Below are 16,631 nucleotides of genomic sequence, written 5' to 3' on the forward strand. Positions count from 1 at the left end.
GACAAGAGAACTGCTACTAATAACAGCTACATTAAATGAGGTGTAAATTCTGGCTGTCTATTAACCGCCACCACCGTCACCGCCACCACCGTCACCGCCACCGCCACCACCGTCACCGCCACCACCGTCACCGCCACCACCACCGCTCCAATCATTACGGCCACCACCGTCACCGCCACCACCACCGTTCCAATCATTACGGCCACCACGGTCACCGCCACCACCACCGTTCCAATCATTACGGCCACCACGGTCACCGCCACCACCACCGTTCCAATCATTACGGCCACCACCACCACCGCTCCAATCATTACCAGAATCGCTACTTTCATTAATTACTGGAATCACCTCTTCATACTCATTATGGTAAGAGCAGTTTTTGCAGTGGTCGATAACTCTTCGCTTTCCTGAACGGCTAGTAGTTGCAGGAACTAATACTTGGTAACTCTGTTTGAAATTTAAACTCTTGCATTTAGGACATTTTGGTTTACTGATTACTGCAAATAGTGCAAAAAAGACTATAAATATAATCCCGATTCCTATGATAATTCCAAAGTTACTTTGCTGCCAATTAGGTTGAGAAAGATTGAGAATCTTACTAGGAAATGCAATCTGAATTTCTAGCTTTTGTTGAGGTAAAATAGGCTGAGTTGCTACAAAATCGAATATTCTAGAACTGACTTGACGGGCTGTAGCCGGAGTACCAAAGTTTTTAAACTCTAAGACTTTACCTGATAAAGCTTCTGGTAGTTGTACCCAAACTTCTGCTGCTTGAATTGGGGCTTTACGGTCAGCAAAAATGGCTTTCCAGTAAACTTGAGTATTATCACCATTAATATGCAGTCCACCAACAACACGATATTTAATTACAAAAATATGTGATGCTGGTGCTGTTAATTGATGTTGCCAACGAATCCAAAATTGATTATTTTCAATTCCCGTTTCGCTAGGAAGAAGTTTATTATTTTCTTGAATCGTTACATCCTTAATTTCATCAACTTTATCTAAAGGAATATAGCGATATCTTTGATTTGTCCAATCTGATGTAAAAACATACTTTTGTGTTTCCGTAACTAACATATCTCCGTTAGTTTGCACATCAATATTAACATTGATATAATCCCAATAAAATGGTACTTGCTGGGCGACAGCATGAGTAAATGTAATGAAAACAGTCACCAACATAGCAAGTAATAAAAAAGAGATTCTTCTTATTAATAGTTTCTTCATATTTTCCTTTTCTCTGCGTCCTTTGCGCCTCTGCGTGAGATAAAAAGTTGAAGATTCATAGATTTGGGGAATTGATTTTTCGTTCTATGAGTTCTTCTGTGAATGCAGAGTAATGTTATCTATATCGTTACAAAACTTTACAATTACAAATCAAGTCCTCAAGTTAAAAGGTGGGAAAACCCCACCCCTACATTGATTTAGGACTTACACAGAAATTATTTTCAACTCCCATTCCTCTCTAACCTCTGTGTCCTCTGTGTCCTCTGCGGTTCGTAATTCCTATGATTGGATTTTTCTAAGCAGGTTTCCATGTACCGTGAAAACTGTGGGGGATAACACTGGGTAATCCCAGTTTACAAATAGGTTCTGCATTTAATCTATCACTCGCAAATACCCAAACTTCACTACTATGAGTATGACCATTATAAACCACAGTTAACACCCAACCTTGTTCAGAGTTTTGCGGATTTTGCACATAAATAGGTTCGGAAGGATAGCGATTTTCTCCTATGTTTGCTTGTGTTAAAGTTCCAGTTTTGTGATCAAAACAAGCAATACTATTTAAAAGTTCCTTACTAGCATCTGTTCCTGGTTGAAATCCTGACATATAAGTATAGCGAGAAAATTGACCTGTATTTTGTGGAGGAACACTAGGAAACTCACAATGTTGATTTGAAAGTTGTTCAATTTTAATTACCTTGCCAGTTAAAGGATTAAGTTGAACTTGTGAAAATGTACTATTAGCAATTGTGTGAGTTTCCCCGGTAACTACTTCTCGAAGATATTCATTAGTTTGAAAATCTTCATAACGGGCAATATCCACAATTACCGCACCACTATTATCTACATAACCATTAGCAAAATGCCACTGAAACCAAGATTCAGTTTCTCCTCGACTGACTAAAGATAAATTTTCTCTATCTAGCACTATAATTTTAGTTCCCAATTCAGGATGCCATTCTAGGGAATCACTATAACTCCTTATCCCTAACAAAACAGGCCAAAGATTTAACCGCACTGGGGAAATAAAAAAGACAAGATACTGTCCCGCTAACACAAAATCATGTATTAGTGGTACTCCTTCTAATTCATGTATTGCTGTTTGGATAATTTTGCCAGTCGAGTCACTTTTATAAACATTAATTGTGGCATTTAATCCAGGAGTTACACCAAAATTAAAAATTTCCCCTGTATTTGCATCCCGCTTATAATGGGCAGAATAACTTAATCCCTTAGTTAAACTGCCTAAATCATCTTCACCACAAGTTTCCAAAGTTTGCAAATCTAAAGCATAAGGTTTACCACCTTCCCACAATGCCAAAAGTTTATTAGGTAATGCCAAAACTGAAGTATTCGCCGCATTTTTCACAGGTTTTATCCATTGATTCCAGATAATTCCTGGTGCAGTCATGCCATAATTACCATAAAGCAATTTACCCGCAGCAGTTTCTTTTTGATAACCAGTGGTTTGCACATAACGATAAACCCCAACTGCTTCGACATTGGTAAAATTAACAGCCAGAATTGCCCCATCTCCATCAAACCAATGTCCCACCCCAACACCATTCCGTTCTAGTCTTGCTGGTCCATTCCGGTACAGTGTACCCCGCAAACCATCGGGGATTTTACCTGCAAGAATCGGTAATTGAGTGGCAGAAAATTCCGTTGCAGGTTGAGATATTGCCCGAACCCATGCTTTTTTAGTTGACTTTTTATCAATTGTTTGCATATATAATTGATCATTTGAATAATATTAATATAACAATATTACAGCACTTTCCGGTGTTATGAGGTATATATCCAGCGGGCAAGACTTGTACTGAGCTTGCGATGCCCTGAGCCTGTCGAAGGGTCGAAGTATGCCCGCACTACAAGAGTTTGTACCTCATTAGAGCGAAATCTGCTATATCTGATTTGTAAAAATATAAAAACTCAGATTCCCGACTTTTTGAAGAAATTCAGGATTTTGTTATTTATCTTTAAGTTGTTTAATTAATCATTTTTAGATCATTGATTATTTGGAAATCTCTAAGTTTTGAATCTGATTTTTTCTCTTTGATTTACTCAGATTTTTTCTCAATTCTTCCATATAAGTATAAAACACAGGCGTTAAATACAAAGTCAAAATTTATGCCAGTCGCCGTACCATGATCCGAATGATGGCAAGGTAAATAAACGTCTCTGATGTTTCCGGCAGAAGTTCATAGTCTCTGACCAATCGGCGACACCCCATAACCCAACCGAAAGCGCGCTCTACCACCCAACGTTTTTTGAGCAAGAGTAAGCCTACCTTTGGGTGTTAAAGTCCCCTGCTTCTACAAGCAGCGGGTTTTGCGTCGGGGTAAAATCCCCGTTGCAAAACGTAATTCTAAATTCTGCATTCTTTTAACATACTTTAATTGATAAAAAAGATTCACAAAAAATAGTGCAGAGAATTTCTGCCTTAATTACATTAGCCTATTTTATAAGTCGATCTGATTTTCTGCATGAGCCAAGTTTCCTAACCTGACTAGGAAAAAAGTCACAATAGTTTCATGACTTTTTTCCTAATTTACAGCAGATTTCGCTCTCATGAGGTACAAACTTGAATTATGAAACTCTTGTAGTGCGGGCATACTTCGACCCTTCGACAGGCTCAGGGCATCGCAAGCTCAGTACAAGTCTTGCCCGCTGGATATGTACCTCATAACACCGGAAAGTGCTGTAAAACTAGATCCAGCAATCAAATTAGCAATTAACCCCATATAAACCTCCATCATGACAACTAAAACCACTTTCACATCTTGGATAACTTGCCCTAAACCCAACCCCCAAGCTAAATTACGCCTATTTTGCTTTGCTTATGCTGGTGCTAGTGCCTCAGTTTTTCGGACTTGGGCTGATGATTTACCCGCAACTATTGAATTATGTCCTATCGAAATTCCCGGTAGAGGCAGACAAATCAAATCACCTCCATACACAAAAATCCTCCCTTTAGTCCGAGAAATAGCCACTAATATCATCCCCTGTCTAGATAAACCTTTTGCTTTTTTCGGTTACAGTATGGGTGCATTAATCAGTTTTGAGTTAATTAGGCTACTGCGTTCTGAATATAGTCTTTATCCTTTGCATCTTTTTATTGCTGCCCGTTGCGCCCCACAATTCCCTAGGGAAAACCCACCCATTTCTAAATTACCAGATGCCGATTTTTTAGCCGCAATATCCCAGTTTAATGGGACTGCCAAAATGGTGCTAGAAAATGCCGAATTGATGCAGATTTTTTTGCCGATTATTCGGGCTGATTTTACAGTTTTAGAATCCTATGTTTATACTTCTCAACCACCTCTAAATTGTCCTATTAGTGCTTTTGGTGGGTCAGAAGATCCAACAGTTAGCTATACTGCTCTTTCTGCCTGGGAAAAACAAACTGTTGCTCCTTTTTTATTGAAAATGATCGGTGGTGATCACTTTTTTATCAATACGGCTAAAAGCACTTTAGTTAATAGTGTAATTCAATCTTTACAGTGTTATATTTGAGATATTTTTGGCTAAAAAATAGTACCAATATCCACTTTTATATTCTAACATACGAACCTGAAGTTATTAGCTCAATAGTACGGTTATTACGAAGATTATATCTATAAAACCGAACTGTAATTAATTGATTTTCTAGTGCTATCATCTAATTGGGAGGCTAAAGATTAGGCTTCAAGAAGTTAAAAGTTAGAGATTTTGCCAGTAGTATTATTGTTTACCAAGTCACAAGCTGAAGATTTAGTCTCACCAAATCAGAAAGTCCAATAGTGAATTTTTGAGGAGATAGTTATGACACTTGTACGTTGGAATCCGTTACGGGAAATAGAACGCTGGGAACCATTCCCTGAAATGGGTATTATCCGGCAGCAAATGGATCGCTTGTTTGAACAATTATTACCACCTGATGCAGTTGAAAGGGTGGGGTTAACTTTCATTCCTCCGGCTGAGATTGCAGAAACTGATAGTGATTTGAAGTTGAAAGTAGAAATACCAGGTTTGGACGCAAAGGATCTTGATGTCGAAGTCACTCCTGAATCGGTTTCTATTAGCGGTGAGCGGAAGTCGGAAACAACAACGGAAGCAGAAGGTTTGACTCGCTCGGAATTCCGTTATGGCAAGTTCCAACGGGTAATTGCCTTGCCTGCTGTTGTGGATAATGAGAAGGTAGCGGCAGAATATAAGGATGGAATTCTCTATCTAACTATTCCTAAAGCCGAATCGGAAAAACACAAAGCTGTGAAGGTTCGTCTTTAGTTAGTTACCTTTGATTAGGCTAGATCAGGAAGGGTGAGGGATTTTATAATTACTTCATCCTTCATTTTTTTTGTTACTAGTAGGCGATATCATAATTTATTATCAATAGTCCAGGTTTAAAAATATGCCTAAAAATATGTTTTCAATTATATAGTTAATTCTCAAGATAGATGCTAAAAAAGCATTCTTATATTCACAAGTCTTGAGAGCAACAAGTTTAACCTATATTTCTTTTCATTCTTTTATGTAAGGGATGGGAAAATATATCCCAGTCACTGTTAATATATCGGAAATAGCAGTTTATGCCTCTGAGTTACATGGGATTTTTTAATTTTTTAGAAAACTTCTATGAAAACACACACTGATACAGTTTCATTTGCTTGAATAGCTATATAAAGAGGATTAAGACTGGCAATTATTAATTATGGCAACCAAAGTAATTGATGTTAGAGAATATACTGTCCGAGCGCACAAAAGGCAGATTCATACGCGAGTTTTCAACTTTGTCTGTAAAGAATGTAATCAGGCTACAAAACGAGAAACTTTCGGAACTCGCCCTTTATATTGTGAATGTTGTCGTCCTCCCCAACCTCCTAAAAAATCACTCCAGGTATCGACACCGAGCAAACCTAGAGCCATGACTTACACCAGCAATATAGATTTAAGTTGAGTGAATTACTATGAATTCTCCAGGACAATTACAAGCACCACCCGATGTATTTATTACGCCATTGTTGGAATTACGAGATTACTATGGGAGTCTCGCACAAGAGTACCAACGTCTATTTATAGAGGCGCGATCGCAATTAGATAATGTAGAATCTTTGTTGTCTACTTGGTCTTATCCTCATGACAACGAACAGGTTGGGGTTGCTGAAGAAGATTCACTGTTGTTGTTGTCTTCTAATCAGAGTTCTCGTGTAGAATATTTGGATTCTCTAGAGTCAGAAGTTCCTAAATCAGACTCTTTCAAGGTTGATCATTCCCTTTCTGAAGTTAGCAACTCAGGCAATTTTTCCTGTCAACGTCGTCACTATGTTGGTAAAGGGGAAGACGTTCCCATGGTGGCTCAGTATGAAAATATGACTCGCATGGAAGCACTTAAAAAGCTATTGCGGGAATATGTGGGAACTGTCTGTCACATAGATTTTATTGTGCGATCGCTCTACGGTAATTTAGAGTCTACTATCTTTAAAGTCGTTAAAGGTAGAGTCCAATCATCTCTAACTCAAGGGAGAGAAAGTGGTTATTGGTCAGCAATTCCCAATGAACCTGGTTGCTATACCCTAGATTTAAATTCACTAGGACCAATTCAAGGTAAGGGAATATCTAGAAGTATTAAATCCACCAAAACCAACAAACATTTCACCAGACCCCAGATGAAAGTAGTCCCGATGTTGGCACAATTTGATGGTCAATTTTTAATTGATGCTCTGACCTTATTTCTAGAACAAAATGCCGGACAAATTTTCAATGTGAATGAGATAGTCAATGGTATTTATGGACATTTAGATGCTGAAGAAGTCAGAGAGGTCAAAAATAAGGTTCTCAATGAACTATCTAGGGGTCATCGCACAGGCCGCTTTGTGAGAGTTCCTAACCAAATCGGTTTGTATACTTGGGATATGAATATGATTGTCCAGAAATGATCCAAAAAAGGGGCGTTAACAAATTGTAACGCCCTCTCTAAAGTTTGCCTATATACAAAAATGGGATGAGATTTTAAGCCCACCCCTAATTTATTAATCTTATTTGAATAGTCAAGAATTATTGAGGTTTATCTTGTTGACGACGAGAACGCATATTTTCTCGCATTTGCTTCATTTGTGCTTGCTGTTCCGGAGTTAACACAGCTTGCATTTGTTGTTTTGATGACTCTCTAATTTGTTTAATTTGATTTTTCTGTGTTTCAGTTAAGTTCAAAGAAGCAAAAATATCACCTTTTTTACCACGTCCTTCTTGACGTTCTCCTTGTCCTTGTCTTTGTTGACGTTGCGTTTGATGTTGAGCCTTACGTTCAGCCATTGCAGCTTGTAATTTGGTCTTTTGTTCGGGAGTCAGAACAGCTTCAATTTGAGCGCGGGTACTGCGGCCGATTTCCTTCATTTTAGCTTTTTGTTCAGGTGTCAAATTCAACTTTTTAAATTGACCCTTTTTTTGCCATTCTTTACCAGGTTGAGGTGAGGATGGATTATTTTGTTCCGCTTGAACTGCAAATGGAGTTGCGATTAAAGTTAAAGCCAGAGTACCAGCAATCAGTGATAATGTCTTCAGTTTCATAAATACCTTTTGGTTATGTCGGCTTTCTATAGTTCCTATCATATAGATTAACGCCCAGTAATGATATGAGGCAAAGGTCACGTCTACACCCATGACTTTAGTCATGAAATTAGGATTTCAATATCTTCCTCTCATCCTATTGAACTTGAATCATGATACAAATATATTAAATCTAGGTTAGGCTGCCATTTTTTCAATTATCAATTTTTTATGAATCGTCCTATTCAATTTAATAATCATCCTTTTCGATTTCTACTTTATTTAGAATGGCTACTATTAGGATTTTCAGCGTTAATGGCATTAATGCCATCTCCTTCACCGCGCTTTTCTGTCATGTATCCAGAACTGACAATTTGCAGTTTGACATTTTTCGGTTTAATGGGTTTAAGATTGCCTACTTACAATAAAATCAATAAATTTATTTATACGACTATTGAAGTTATATTAATTTTAATTACTGGCTTTTTTGGTGGTAGAAGTGCGAGGCTTTTTCCCTTTCTCTATCTAATTTTGGTAACTCGCAGTTGTTTAATTTTTCCACTACCAGGAAGATTAGCAGTTACTTTTTCCTCATTTATTTTATTTTTACTTACCCTCAGACAAAGGATGCCTCCTGGACGATTTTCACCAATAGCCCAAGAAAGATTTTGGTTTTTTAGTTTTAGTTTAGCAGTTTTATTTGGTTTAAGTTTAGTATTTGTTTTAGTATTAATGAATACTGTTTTATCTGAACGGCAAAGTCGAGATAAACTCCAAGCTGCAAACGAAAAACTCCGTCAATATGCTTTGAAAATTGAAAGTCAGGCAACTTTGGAAGAACGCAACCGCATTGCTAGAGAAATTCATGATTCTTTAGGACATTCTCTCACGGCTTTAAATCTTCAATTAGAAACTGCTTTAAAGTTATCAAAACATGATATACCTAGAGCAATGACGTTTTTAGCCACTGCCAAAGAACTCGGTTCAAAAGCCTTACAAGATGTCCGTCAATCGGTTTCTAGCATGAGATCCCATCCTTTACAAGAACAATCGTTAGCACAGGCAATTCAGAATCTTGCGGCAGATTTTCAGCGTTCTACTGGCATTTTACCCAGTTGTCAAATATCCATTATTTCTCCATTGTCTATGGAAGTCAGCACTCCTATTTATCGAGTTATTCAAGAATCATTAACTAATATTTCTAAATATGCCCAAGCCACAGAAGTTCAACTAGAATTAACAACAACATTAGAAACTGTGAAGTTAACAATTCAGGATAATGGCAGAGGTTTTGATTTAGAGCAAAATACTACTGGATTTGGTTTACAAAGTATGCGCGATCGCACGTTGGCATTAGGAGGTGAATTTCATATTCATAGCAGTCATAATCATGGTTGTCAAATTATAGTTGATATCCCTTGTTTATAGCAGGGGAGAATATTTTTTCCAATCACCAATCACCAATCACCAATCACCAATCACCAATTACCAATTACCAATTACCAATTACCAATCACCAATCACCAATCACCAATTACCAATTACCAATTACCAATTACCAACAAAAATGATTAAAGTCTTACTTGTAGATGATCAAAGTTTAATTCGTCAAGGTTTAAGAGCCTTATTAGAATTAGAAGCAGATATAGAAATTGTCGGGGAAGCTGAAAATGGTCAAATCGCAATTAATCTAGTTGAAAAATTAAAACCTGACGTAATTTTAATGGATATTAGAATGCCTATCATAGATGGAGTTGCTGCTACCAAAGAAATTAATCACCATTTTCCTCACAGCAAAATTCTTATTTTAACAACTTTTGATGATGATGAATATGTGAAAGCAGGATTACAAAATGGCGCAATGGGTTATTTACTTAAAGATACACCCTCAGAAGAGTTAGCAGTCGCCATTCGTGCAGTTGACAAAGGATATTCCCAATTGGGACCAGGAATAGTCAAAAAACTAGTCACTCAATTTCCGGCTAATTCACAACCAGTATTAGCTGTACCAGCGAACTTAGCGGAACTCACCCCTAGAGAAAAAGAAGTTTTGCGGTTAATTGCTATTGGTGATAATAATCGAGAAATTGCCAAAAAATTGTATATTTCTGAGGGTACAGTTAAAAATCATGTTACGAATATCTTAAATAGACTAAGTTTACGCGATCGCACACAAGCTGCTATCCTGGCAAATAGTTTTTTTACTTACTTACAACAAAATATTGAAAATAAATAGCACATAATTTGCGGTACTCAAAGAAACAGGATGGTCAGCAGCCTTATTCAGAAGTTTAATTGCTACTGGTGCATCTGATATGTAGTGCCATAGGGAATAGGGAATAGGTGTAGGGGTTTAGCTCATGCTTTATCCCTATTTTTGGATGTGAATCCTGCTATATAATAGATATCACTTCTCACTGTTTACCTCTCATGCAAATTCCCCGCTTACATCCAGACACTATCGAAGAAGTAAAACTCAGGGCTGATATTGTTGATGTGGTTTCGGAGTATGTAGTTTTGCGAAAACGAGGTAAAGATTTTTTGGGGTTATGTCCTTTTCATGATGAGAAAAGCCCCAGTTTTAGCGTTAGTCCTAATAAGCAAATGTATTATTGCTTTGGCTGTCAAGCAGCGGGTAATGCGATTAAGTTTGTCATGGACTTGGGAAAACGTCAATTTGCAGACGTGGTACTAGATTTAGCAAAACGTTATCAAGTGCCGGTTAAAACTTTAGAACCTGAACAAAGACAAGAATTACAACGGCAAATATCTTTACGTGATCAATTATATACGGTTCTTGCTACTGCTGCTCAATTTTATCAACACACTTTAAGACAGTCTCAAGGACAAAAAGCATTAGAGTATTTAGAACAAACTCGTCAATTTAAACAAGGAACAATTCAACAATTTGGTTTAGGTTATGCTCCTGCTGGTTGGGAAACTCTTTACCGTTATTTGGTAGAAAGTAAACATTATCCCGTGCAATTAGTAGAACAAGCGGGATTAATTAAACCCCGGAAAGAAGGAGGTGGATATTATGATGTATTTCGTGATCGCTTAATGATTCCTATTCGGGATATTCAAGGTAGAGTCATTGCTTTTGGTGGCAGAACTTTAACAGATGAACAACCTAAATATCTCAATTCTCCAGAGACAGAATTATTTAGTAAAGGGAAAATGTTATTTGCTTTAGATGAAGCTAAAGACGGTATTTCTAAAGTTGATCAAGCGGTGGTAGTTGAGGGATATTTTGATGCGATCGCTCTCCATGCAGCCGGAATTAATAACGCCGTTGCTTCCCTAGGAACTGCATTAAGTATAGAACAAGTGCGGCTATTATTACGTTACACAGAATCCAAACAATTAATCCTCAATTTTGATGCTGATAAAGCCGGCACAAACGCCACAGAAAGAGCAATTGGTGAAATTGCTAATTTGGCTTATGCAGGGGAAGTGCAATTAAAAATCCTCAATTTACCTAATGGTAAAGATGCTGATGAATATCTACATAGTCACACTTCAGCCGATTATCAAAAACTATTAACAAATGCGCCACTTTGGCTTGATTGGCAAATTCAAAATATTATTAAAAATCGAGATTTAAAACAAGCTACTGATTTCCAACAAGTCACCCAACAAATAGTTAAACTATTGCAAAATATAGTTAATAGTGATACACTTAATTATTATGTTTCTTCCTGTGCAGAAATATTGAGTTTAGGAGATACTCGACTTATTCCTTTAAGAGTTGAAAATCTCCTAACTCAAATTAAACCTGGTAGGATAAAATCTCTAAATCCGCGGACAAGTAATCCCGCAACTAAAACCCCAAAGCTATCTTTAGTGAACACAGAACGCAGTTTACTAGAACGAGCGGAGGCATTATTATTAATTATTTATCTTCATTCTTCCCAGCAGCGGCAAATAATTATTGAAGATTTAGAAAACCGTAATTTAGAATTTAGTCTTTCTCATCATCGCTTTTTATGGCAACAAATGGCAGAATTTACAGTTGATGAAGTTGATTTAATTTCTAGTGTGCAAAATAGATATTTAGAATTAGCAGAAGAACTAGAAATAGTTTCTCATATATTTCATCTCAACGAAAAAAATAAAACAGAAATATTACGAACTCCTCATGTTATTCAAGCAGCACTAGCTTGTATGGAGAGAGTATTTCGAGAAAAACGCTATCGTTATTTTATGGAACAATGGGAAAAAATAGATCCTGAAGCCGAACCAGAAAAAGATAAATATTATGCTGAAGCCATATATATAGAAAAACTTCATTTACAAGACCTTGAGAAACAGCGACAATTTTCTATTACCGACTTAATTTAGGCAAGATGAAATTTTAGCAACACCTAACTTTTAATCTTCATTAGACATCTCCGAAAATGAATGTAGAGACGTTCTATAGAACGTCTCTACAAGGGTTTCAAACCACGCACATTTAATTACCGGAGATGCCTATTATCAAAATAATAGCAGCAGATATAGCCATTACACCATATCTGCTGCTTGATTACATGAAAAACTTCGATGATTAACTTCTTGATCATCCGTTTGCAATTACACTAGACTTTTGCTTGTAAAGACTTCAGTAATTCAGTATTCACACCCGATTCACGAGTCAGAGAAATTTTACCTGTGCGAGCGATTTCTCTCAGTCCAAATTTTTGTAGCATTTGCACAATCGCCACCATTTTACCAGGATCACCCACAACTTCCAAAGTCAAAGAATCTTCAGCCACATCCACAATTCGCGCTCGGAAAATCTGCGACAATTCGATAATCTCCGAACGATTACTGCTAGTAGCATTTACTTTCAGAAGCATCAATTCTCTTTCTACACAAGGAATTTCTGTAATATCCTGCACTTTGAGAACATTAACTAACTTATACAGTTGTTTGGTAAGTTGCTCAATAATGCGATCATCACCAGGAACAACCATCGTAATTCGGGATACTCCTTCCTGTTCCGCAGGTCCCACAGCCAGGCTTTCAATATTAAAACCCCGACGAGCAAATAAACTAGCAATGCGGGATAGAACCCCCGCTTCATCTTCCACAATAACTGACAGCGTATGTTTCATCGGCGACTAAAAGAGCATGACATGAACGCAGACCGGCACTCATAAGAATACCCGGTAAGTGGGAAACTCAGCGGCTGTAGCCCTGAGAGGGAAACGACACGGGCGGTTTTAACCGCTTTGAATCTTTTTTCATTACCGCCTTGGAGTTAGGAAATTCGGGGTACTATTGTGATGTACTTTCAACGGGACAATTACCGATTCAAATTCTCTAACTCTGTACGCATAATGTTTTGCTCCAAAGAGCCTCCCATTTCTGGGGTAATGTTAGCTAGATGCCTCCGGCACGCTGCGCGAACGACCAGTTATAAAAGCTTTTTAGACTTGCAACACTGTTTCAGTGACCTTAAAACTGTTTAATTGCAAGTGACAGAGCAGGGAACTAGTGAAGCAGCGCGGTCTTGGGGGTTTCCCCCATGAGCGACTGCTGAACCCCGAAGGGGCTACGCATTCCGGGGTGTCGTGACTTAAATAACGGCTACCATGAGACTAAGCTCAAGGTGGTCTGGTCAGCACAGCTTGCCTGATTACTCTTGCAAGCTCAGTCCCTTTAGGGCTGGGTTACTGACGACTGCAAAGCGAGTTTCGACTACGCTGCATTGTCGGTCTGAATTTTTATTTTATACTTAATAATTACAATCATTCCGTTCCTGTGGAAAAGTTATCTATTTTCAAAGATAGATGCAGCCTTGAAATTAAAGCCATATATTGTCATCAGCAGTGAAAATTGACAGGAACAAAGTATTTATGGGTTGGTTACAAAGAATGTTTGGCTTAGAGCAATCGGAAAGCGGCCAAGTTAATCGAACTTCTAGCGATGATGTTAATACACAAACAACAGAGCCAGAACGCATGGGATTAAATGGAGAATATGACCAAAGTGGTTTAGCCAAGCGCGTAGCATTAGCATTTGATCAAGATCCTGACCTTGATGATATTGACACTATTTGGGTTGCTCAAACAGGTAGCACTGTGGTACTAAAAGGTCAAGTTCCCACCCAAGATATTCTTAATCAACTAATTGCTGTAGCTCACACCGTTGATGGCACTACAGATGTTGATACAACGCAAGTTAATACTAATTAAAATTTACTGAATAATTTTTTAGTCAAAAGAAGAAGCAAGGAGCAGGGGAGAGAAATATATTTTTTGCAACTGACAACTGACAACTGTACGGGCGAAGCATTTGGAGAACTATTTTTGGCAATGACCGATAATTTATCTTCCAAATGCTTCGCCCCTACTAACAACTGACGAATTACCAATCCAATCTAAAATCGCCTGATTAACTTGTTCTGGTGATTCATCCTGGGGACAATGACCGACATCTTCCAAATATAGCAATTGCAATTTTTCATTGTAGCCAACAAATTGATTTGCTAGTTTTGGTGGCACAAATCGGTCTTTTTTCCCCCAAATTAACAGCATAGGAATTGTTAAGTTTGGTAAAATCTTCTTGACACTAGGACTAAAATTAACCCCCGTTGTCGCTTTAAACAAGGCTCTAAAGGCACGGGCAGATCCCCTATCCTGGGGCGGTCCTGCTAAAATATCTATAAGTTCATCAGTAACAGCTTCAGGATTGGCATAAGCAAAACTAGTCCAAGGACGCAGCACACCAGGACGACGCACAAAATAAAATATCGGTTTTAGTATTAATCTGGAAGTCAATATACTTTTAATCCCGCTAACAAGAGGTTGTAAAGCAGTCGGGATCATCTCCTGTTCCAAATTAGGATCAGGTAAACTCATCATCACTATCCCCTTTACCATATCAGGATGGTTAGCGGCTGCGACTATAGAAATTAGTGAACCGATGGAATTACCCACTAAAACCACTGGTTGACGAATAAAGGTTTTCCAAAAATCGTAAACCTGCTCTACCCACAGTTCCACATTGTAGCTAGTTGCAGCCTTTTCCGAAGCCCCAAAACCAATCATGTCTAAGGCGTAAACCGGATGAGATTTACCCAAAACCTCTAAATTATGTCGCCAATGACCAATGGACGCGCCGAAACCATGAAGTAAAATTAAAGGTGTTGTTTTTGCATAATCATGGGGAGGACGAATATAAGTATAACGGGTTTGCCAACCACGCCACACCCAATCCCTTTGATTACCAACTCTTTGCTGCCAATGTGTTACGGTAGTCACAGTTATCTCTTAGTGATTAGTTGGAAACTATTAATTTTGTGCGTTCTTTCTTAATATGTTACATTATATTTGGTTAGCTTCAATGTATACCTAATTTTGCTATCATGGAAACATCTTCTAGATATCATACCTCTATGTATCTCAGAAGAAAATTGTAACAATAGTTATTAGTGTCAAATATCATGTAATTTACGTTAAATAATGCAGTGGAATCAACTCAGAGTCAGACTATACAGTCAATCACTTGATTAAACTTCCCTTATAAATTTGCTACACTAGAGAGGGATATTCATTTTCCAATTCTGAGTTACTGTTGTATTTTGCCTTCAATGGCATATCAAACTAAACTAACTAAATTGAAGACCAGTCCAAAATCTTAACTAATAGAGCTGCCACTAATCATAATGCCTGTGATTGAGAAAAAAAGAACTCGCGATCTGCCCCAAATTAACGAACGGATTCGCTTCCCGAAAATTCGGGTGATTGACACTGATGGCGCACAACTGGGAATTATAACTCCGCAGGAAGCGATACAATTAGCAGAGGAAAAGGAATTAGACCTAGTGCTAATTAGTGACAAGGCTGATCCGCCAGTGTGTCGAATAATGGACTATGGGAAATATAAGTTTGAGCAGGAGAAGAAGGCGCGGGAAGCCCGGAAGAAGCAGCACACGGCTGATGTGAAAGAAGTGAAAATGCGCTACAAAATAGAAGAACATGACTATAATGTGCGCGTTAAGCAAGCTGAACGCTTCCTCAAAGATGGCGATAAAGTTAAGGCTACTGTGATGTTCCGAGGTCGGGAAATTCAACACAGTGACTTGGCAGAAACGCTGCTTAAACGGATGGCTACGGATTTAGAGCCTTTTGGTGAACTTCAGCAAGCACCTAAGAAAGAAGGGCGGAATATGATGATGCTGATTTCACCCAAAAAATAATCTTGTCAACAACCTGGTAATGAGTGCTGTATGAATTAGTGAATAATAGGATCTAAAATTGACCCCAGGGAAATTTTTCCCATTCCCTCAGCATTCAACCATAATTAGATTTATGTCAATTTATTCTAAAATGATAGTCCTGAAGGCTGAGTGGGAAAAATAATACTCAGTTGTTCAGGACTTTTGCTATGTTATTGCATATTTTAGATCGCCGTCCACCACAGGAAAAACTCCAGCGGCTGATAGAACACGGAATTGTGGAACGGGAAAAAATGCCGGATAGTAATGAAAAACATTAAAAACAGATCCAAATCCTCTGGTAGCGGCTCAAGTTCAGGAATTGATGAAGAAATCCGCTCTTTGACATTCTCTGATATGAAATTCTCAACATAAAAAAGAGGTCATTACTGACCCCTGATAAAATCAAAATAAAATAATGTTTGATTTATAGAAATTAAGACAAACCAGTATTAGTACCTTGTTTACCAGTTGCTAATTCCACTTTAACAATCTTGCCACCCATTTTTTGAATCCGTTGTTGTTCACGAAACCAATTTTCATAAGGAACTAACTTAGTAAAGTAAGTATTTTGTAATTCGCGTTGGGTGCGAGTCCGAGTTAGGCTGGGAACACAAGCAGTTACTTTAAATAAACGAGCCATTTTGTTTCAAATCTCCTGATATTGTTT

Annotated in this window: 16 protein-coding genes and 1 pseudogene; 9 read left to right on the forward strand and 8 right to left on the reverse strand. The window is 37.9% G+C overall.

Annotation, left to right across the window (positions count from 1 at the left end; all coding sequences use genetic code 11):
- Window positions 1–60 precede the first annotated feature (60 nt).
- The 3 genes and pseudogenes from ANA_RS20190 to ANA_RS25005 all read right to left on the reverse strand — a co-directional run.
- Window positions 61–1,230 carry a DUF2207 domain-containing protein gene (locus ANA_RS20190; RefSeq protein ID WP_015083272.1) on the reverse strand — a complete coding sequence of 390 codons (1,170 nt, stop codon included), beginning with the start codon at window positions 1,228–1,230 and terminating at the stop codon, window positions 61–63.
- A 295-nt stretch (window positions 1,231–1,525) separates the two neighbouring features.
- A complete protein-coding gene (locus tag ANA_RS20195) occupies window positions 1,526–2,959 on the reverse strand; it encodes a carotenoid oxygenase family protein (RefSeq protein ID WP_015083273.1) in 1,434 nt (477 codons plus the stop codon).
- 399 nt (window positions 2,960–3,358) lie between these two features.
- Window positions 3,359–3,517, reverse strand: a pseudogene (locus ANA_RS25005) (transposase); the annotation flags it as partial.
- 470 nt (window positions 3,518–3,987) lie between these two features.
- Here ANA_RS25005 and ANA_RS20200 point away from each other — a divergent pair.
- The 4 genes from ANA_RS20200 to ANA_RS20210 all read left to right on the forward strand — a co-directional run bounded on the left by ANA_RS20200 (window position 3,988) and on the right by ANA_RS20210 (window position 7,148).
- On the forward strand, window positions 3,988–4,746 hold the full coding sequence (locus tag ANA_RS20200; protein WP_015083274.1) for a thioesterase II family protein: 759 nt from the start codon (window positions 3,988–3,990) through the stop codon (window positions 4,744–4,746).
- A 288-nt stretch (window positions 4,747–5,034) separates the two neighbouring features.
- Window positions 5,035–5,499, forward strand: a complete 465-nt coding sequence (locus ANA_RS20205; protein WP_015083275.1) for an Hsp20/alpha crystallin family protein — start codon at window positions 5,035–5,037, stop codon at window positions 5,497–5,499.
- A gap of 424 nt (window positions 5,500–5,923) precedes the next feature.
- Window positions 5,924–6,169, forward strand: a complete 246-nt coding sequence (locus ANA_RS27890; protein WP_015083276.1) for a hypothetical protein — start codon at window positions 5,924–5,926, stop codon at window positions 6,167–6,169.
- Between the two features lie 10 nt (window positions 6,170–6,179).
- A complete protein-coding gene (locus ANA_RS20210; RefSeq protein ID WP_015083277.1) occupies window positions 6,180–7,148 on the forward strand; it encodes a hypothetical protein in 969 nt (322 codons plus the stop codon).
- Between the two features lie 118 nt (window positions 7,149–7,266).
- Here the strand turns inward: ANA_RS20210 and ANA_RS20215 are convergent, their stop codons facing one another.
- On the reverse strand, window positions 7,267–7,779 hold the full coding sequence (locus tag ANA_RS20215; protein WP_015083278.1) for a Spy/CpxP family protein refolding chaperone: 513 nt from the start codon (window positions 7,777–7,779) through the stop codon (window positions 7,267–7,269).
- A gap of 210 nt (window positions 7,780–7,989) precedes the next feature.
- Between ANA_RS20215 and ANA_RS20220 the strand changes: the two genes are divergently transcribed.
- The 3 genes from ANA_RS20220 (at window position 7,990) to dnaG (ending at window position 12,099) form a co-directional block, all read left to right on the forward strand.
- Complete coding sequence (locus ANA_RS20220) at window positions 7,990–9,186, forward strand: sensor histidine kinase (protein ID WP_015083279.1); 1,197 nt, start codon at window positions 7,990–7,992, stop codon at window positions 9,184–9,186.
- Window positions 9,187–9,325: 139 nt separating this feature from the next.
- Complete coding sequence (locus ANA_RS20225) at window positions 9,326–9,994, forward strand: response regulator (RefSeq protein WP_015083280.1); 669 nt, start codon at window positions 9,326–9,328, stop codon at window positions 9,992–9,994.
- Between the two features lie 194 nt (window positions 9,995–10,188).
- Window positions 10,189–12,099, forward strand: coding sequence for a DNA primase (dnaG, locus tag ANA_RS20230; RefSeq protein ID WP_015083281.1), 1,911 nt, complete (start codon window positions 10,189–10,191; stop codon window positions 12,097–12,099).
- A gap of 236 nt (window positions 12,100–12,335) precedes the next feature.
- Here dnaG and ilvN read toward each other — a convergent pair whose 3' ends face one another.
- On the reverse strand, window positions 12,336–12,854 hold the full coding sequence (ilvN, locus tag ANA_RS20235) for an acetolactate synthase small subunit (protein ID WP_015083282.1): 519 nt from the start codon (window positions 12,852–12,854) through the stop codon (window positions 12,336–12,338).
- Window positions 12,855–13,598: 744 nt separating this feature from the next.
- On the opposite strand from ilvN, the gene ANA_RS20240 reads away from it, so the two are divergent.
- Window positions 13,599–13,937 (forward strand): BON domain-containing protein, encoded by a 339-nt coding sequence (locus ANA_RS20240; protein WP_015083283.1) that lies wholly within the window; start codon window positions 13,599–13,601, stop codon window positions 13,935–13,937.
- Here ANA_RS20240 and ANA_RS25015 read toward each other — a convergent pair.
- Window positions 13,934–14,101, reverse strand: coding sequence for a hypothetical protein (locus ANA_RS25015; RefSeq protein ID WP_235082130.1), 168 nt, complete (start codon window positions 14,099–14,101; stop codon window positions 13,934–13,936). The two genes, ANA_RS20240 and ANA_RS25015, sit on opposite strands and share 4 nt — an antisense overlap.
- Window positions 14,070–15,005, reverse strand: a complete 936-nt coding sequence (locus ANA_RS20245; RefSeq protein ID WP_015083284.1) for an alpha/beta fold hydrolase — start codon at window positions 15,003–15,005, stop codon at window positions 14,070–14,072. Before ANA_RS20245 ends, ANA_RS25015 begins: the two co-directional genes overlap by 32 nt.
- Before the next feature lie 404 nt (window positions 15,006–15,409).
- Between ANA_RS20245 and infC the strand changes: the two genes are divergently transcribed.
- The gene (infC, locus tag ANA_RS20250; protein ID WP_015083285.1) at window positions 15,410–15,943 is read left to right on the forward strand and encodes a translation initiation factor IF-3; all 534 of its coding nucleotides are present in this window, start codon (window positions 15,410–15,412) and stop codon (window positions 15,941–15,943) included.
- 454 nt (window positions 15,944–16,397) lie between these two features.
- Here infC and ANA_RS20255 read toward each other — a convergent pair whose 3' ends face one another.
- Window positions 16,398–16,604, reverse strand: coding sequence for a phycobilisome linker polypeptide (locus tag ANA_RS20255; RefSeq protein ID WP_015083286.1), 207 nt, complete (start codon window positions 16,602–16,604; stop codon window positions 16,398–16,400).
- Between the last annotated feature and the right edge of the window lie 27 nt (window positions 16,605–16,631).

Origin of the sequence: Anabaena sp. 90, assembly GCF_000312705.1 — a bacterium.
GTDB classification, from domain to species: Bacteria; Cyanobacteriota; Cyanobacteriia; order Cyanobacteriales; family Nostocaceae; genus Dolichospermum; species Dolichospermum lemmermannii.

What these genes read in the sequence shown, in the direction of transcription:
- dnaG (WP_015083281.1), top strand. Translation starts at nt 10,189, where the DNA reads ATGCAAATTCCCCGCTTACATCCAGACACTATCGAAGAAGTAAAACTC.
- ilvN (WP_015083282.1), bottom strand. Translation starts at nt 12,854, where the DNA reads ATGAAACATACGCTGTCAGTTATTGTGGAAGATGAAGCGGGGGTTCTA.
- ANA_RS27890 (WP_015083276.1), top strand. Translation starts at nt 5,924, where the DNA reads ATGGCAACCAAAGTAATTGATGTTAGAGAATATACTGTCCGAGCGCAC.
- ANA_RS20240 (WP_015083283.1), top strand. Translation starts at nt 13,599, where the DNA reads ATGGGTTGGTTACAAAGAATGTTTGGCTTAGAGCAATCGGAAAGCGGC.
- ANA_RS20210 (WP_015083277.1), top strand. Translation starts at nt 6,180, where the DNA reads ATGAATTCTCCAGGACAATTACAAGCACCACCCGATGTATTTATTACG.
- ANA_RS20190 (WP_015083272.1), bottom strand. Translation starts at nt 1,230, where the DNA reads ATGAAGAAACTATTAATAAGAAGAATCTCTTTTTTATTACTTGCTATG.
- ANA_RS20195 (WP_015083273.1), bottom strand. Translation starts at nt 2,959, where the DNA reads ATGCAAACAATTGATAAAAAGTCAACTAAAAAAGCATGGGTTCGGGCA.
- ANA_RS20200 (WP_015083274.1), top strand. Translation starts at nt 3,988, where the DNA reads ATGACAACTAAAACCACTTTCACATCTTGGATAACTTGCCCTAAACCC.
- ANA_RS20255 (WP_015083286.1), bottom strand. Translation starts at nt 16,604, where the DNA reads ATGGCTCGTTTATTTAAAGTAACTGCTTGTGTTCCCAGCCTAACTCGG.
- ANA_RS20215 (WP_015083278.1), bottom strand. Translation starts at nt 7,779, where the DNA reads ATGAAACTGAAGACATTATCACTGATTGCTGGTACTCTGGCTTTAACT.
- ANA_RS20225 (WP_015083280.1), top strand. Translation starts at nt 9,326, where the DNA reads ATGATTAAAGTCTTACTTGTAGATGATCAAAGTTTAATTCGTCAAGGT.
- ANA_RS20205 (WP_015083275.1), top strand. Translation starts at nt 5,035, where the DNA reads ATGACACTTGTACGTTGGAATCCGTTACGGGAAATAGAACGCTGGGAA.
- infC (WP_015083285.1), top strand. Translation starts at nt 15,410, where the DNA reads ATGCCTGTGATTGAGAAAAAAAGAACTCGCGATCTGCCCCAAATTAAC.
- ANA_RS20220 (WP_015083279.1), top strand. Translation starts at nt 7,990, where the DNA reads ATGAATCGTCCTATTCAATTTAATAATCATCCTTTTCGATTTCTACTT.